Source organism: Verminephrobacter aporrectodeae subsp. tuberculatae At4, assembly GCF_000193225.1.
In the GTDB taxonomy this organism is placed as follows: Bacteria; Pseudomonadota; Gammaproteobacteria; order Burkholderiales; family Burkholderiaceae_C; genus Acidovorax; species Acidovorax aporrectodeae.
This window is the reverse complement of sequence record NZ_AFAL01000719.1, coordinates 1-2570: the sequence shown is the minus strand read 5'-3', so window position 1 is coordinate 2570 and position 2570 is coordinate 1. Positions and strand designations below refer to the sequence as shown.

3 protein-coding genes and 1 pseudogene are annotated in these 2570 nt (G+C 67.5%); 3 read left to right on the top strand and 1 reads right to left on the bottom strand.

Translation table 11 applies throughout. The features are described from left to right. Positions 1-78 (top strand): annotated as a pseudogene (locus VTU_RS35605) (single-stranded DNA-binding protein); the annotation flags it as partial. 56 nt (positions 79-134) lie between these two features. Here the strand turns inward: VTU_RS35605 and VTU_RS0120570 are convergent. Next, a complete protein-coding gene (locus tag VTU_RS0120570) occupies positions 135-1163 on the bottom strand; it encodes a sulfate ABC transporter substrate-binding protein (protein WP_010108128.1) in 1029 nt (342 codons plus the stop codon). Positions 1164-1321: 158 nt separating this feature from the next. On the opposite strand from VTU_RS0120570, the gene VTU_RS0120565 reads away from it, so the two are divergent. Beyond that, positions 1322-1594 carry an oxidative damage protection protein gene (locus VTU_RS0120565; RefSeq protein ID WP_010108127.1) on the top strand — a complete coding sequence of 91 codons (273 nt, stop codon included), beginning with the start codon at positions 1322-1324 and terminating at the stop codon, positions 1592-1594. A 35-nt stretch (positions 1595-1629) separates the two neighbouring features. After that, positions 1630-2570: tRNA (5-methylaminomethyl-2-thiouridine)(34)-methyltransferase MnmC2 (gene mnmC2, locus VTU_RS0120560; protein WP_010108126.1), on the top strand; the 941-nt coding region annotated here is incomplete at its 3' end.

The window sequence follows — 2570 nt, the reverse complement described above, 5'->3', positions numbered from 1 at the left end:
CAACGCCCTGAGCCCGCAGCCCAAGCGCCCCGCGCTGCGTCGGGCTTTGACGATATGGACGACGACATTCCGTTTTAAACAGCCTGGGCTGGCCGGGCCAGCGTGGGACCAACGCGCAACCGGCTCAGGGGAGCCTATTTCCGCGTGTAGATCTGGTCAAAGGCCGCACCGTCGGCGAAATGCTCCCGGGCCGCTTTCTCCCACCCGCCAAAAGCGGCGTCCACCGTAAACAGGTTCAGTTTGGGAAACTGCCCGGCGTACTTGGCCTGGGCCTTTTCGGACACTGCGGGGCGGTAGAAATGCCTGCCCACGATGTCCTGCCCTTCCTCGGAATAAAGGTACTTCAGGTATTCCTCGGCCACGGCGCGCGTGCCCTTGCGGTCCACGTTCCTGTCGACGACGGTGACTGCGGGCTCGGCCAGGATGGAGAGCGATGGCGCAATCACGTCGAACCTGCCGCCAAATTCCTTTTGCAGCAATTGGGCCTCGTTCTCCCAGGCAATCAGCACATCGCCCTGGCCGCGCTGGGCAAAGGTGGTGGTTGCGCCGCGCGCACCCGTGTCCAGCACCGGCACATTGCCATACAGCCGGGCCATGAATTCCCTGGCCTTGGCGTCGCCACCCAGCTTGCGCCTGGCGAACTCCCAGGCGGCCAAGTAGTTCCAGCGCGCTCCGCCCGAGGTCTTGGGGTTGGGCGTGATCACGCTGATGCCGGGCCGGGCGAGGTCGTCCCAGTCCTTGATGCCCTTGGGGTTGCCTCGGCGCACCACGAAAACAATGGTCGAGGTGTAGGGCGAGCTGTTGTGCGGCAGGCGCTTTTGCCAATCCTTGGGAATCCAGCCACCTTGCTTGTGCAGCGCGTCGGTGTCGCCGGCCAGCGCCAGGGTGGCCACGTCCGCGCCCAGCCCGTCGATGATGGACCGCGCCTGCTTGCCGGAGCCGCCGTGCGACTGCTCGATGTTCAGGTCCTGTCCGGTCTTGGCCTTCCAGTGCCTGGAAAACGCCCGGTTGAACTCGGCGTACAGCTCGCGCGTCGGGTCATACGAGACATTCAGCAAGGACAGGGACTGGGACTGGGCAAACGACGGCCAGGCCATCAGGGCCAGACCGCCTGCCAGGGCGGCGGCGCAGGAAAACTTGATAAAGTCGCGGCGAGCGTTCATTGGGTGGCCTTTTTGAGATGCATGCAGAGCGGGGGAAGCACCGCCGCAAGGCATTCTGGGTGGCATCATCCAAAACTCGAACGAATAAAATTTCAGTTTTTCATAGCAAAACAATCTGAAGTTCCCGGCTTCTGCCCGCTCCCCACACAGGAATCCCCATGGCACGCACCGTTCAATGCATCAAGCTTGGCAAGGAGGCCGAAGGCCTCGACCTTCCACCCTACCCCGGCGAACTCGGCAAGCGCATTTGGGCAAACGTGAGCAAGGAAGCTTGGGCGGGCTGGCTCCGGCACCAGACCATGCTGGTCAACGAGAACCGCCTGAACTTGGCCGACGCCCGCGCCCGCCAATACCTGGCCCGCCAGATGGAGAACCACTTTTTTGGCGGCGGCGCAGACGCCGCTGCGGGGTATGTCCCGCCCAGCACGTAACGCCGTGAAGTGCTGGAAAGCGCTCCGCCCCGCCGATGCCCGAACCCGTTGACTGGCTGGCGGACGGCACCCCCTGCAGCCCGCGCTTTGGCGACCGCTATCGCAGCGAAAACGGCGGGCTGGATCAGGCCCGCCTGGTTTTCCTGCAGGGCTGCGGCCTTCCCGCCGCCTGGGCCGGGCAGGCGCAATGGCGCATTCTGGAAACCGGCTTTGGCCTTGGCCTGAATTTTCTGGTGACCTGGGCCGCCTGGCGCGCCGACCCGCAGCGTCCCACGCTGCTGCACTTCGTATCCGCCGAGGCCTGGCCCGTGGACGCCGCTGACCTGCTGCGGGCCGCGAGCGCCCATTCCGGCCTCGTACCGCTGGCGCAGGAACTGCACCGGCAGTGGTGGGGCCTGCTGCCGGGCGTGCACCGGCTGTGCTTCGACGCAGGCCGGGTGCTCCTCACGCTGTGCGTGGGCGACGCGCGGACCCGGCTGCGCGAGCAAGACCTGCGCGTGGACTGCGTCTATCTGGACGGCTTCGACCCCCGGTGCAACCCCGAAATCTGGGATCTGCACACCCTCGGGGCGGTGGCGCGTTGCTGCCGGCGCGGAACACGGCTGGCCACCTGGACCGTCGCCCGCGCCGTGCGGGATGCGCTCGCGCAGTGCGGTTTCGAGGTCACGCGCGTTCCCGGCGTGCCCCCGAAGCGCGCCAACCTGCAGGCCGTCTACGCCCCGCGTTGGGAGCCACGCGCCTGGCGCCAACCCGCGCCAGAACCCGCAGCGCCCGGCGAATGCCTGGTGATCGGCGGCGGCATCGCGGGCGCGGCCACGGCGGCGAGCCTGGCACGGCGGGGCTGGCAGGTGCGCGTGCTGGACCAGGCCAGCGCGCCTGCCGCGGGCGCATCGGGCATTCCGGCGGGCGTCTTCGCGCCGCATGTGTCGCCGGACGACTGCCTGCTCTCGCGCCTGTCGCGCAGCGGCGTGCGCGC

What these genes read in the sequence shown, in the direction of transcription:
- VTU_RS0120565 (WP_010108127.1), top strand. Translation starts at nt 1,322, where the DNA reads ATGGCACGCACCGTTCAATGCATCAAGCTTGGCAAGGAGGCCGAAGGC.
- VTU_RS0120570 (WP_010108128.1), bottom strand. Translation starts at nt 1,163, where the DNA reads ATGAACGCTCGCCGCGACTTTATCAAGTTTTCCTGCGCCGCCGCCCTG.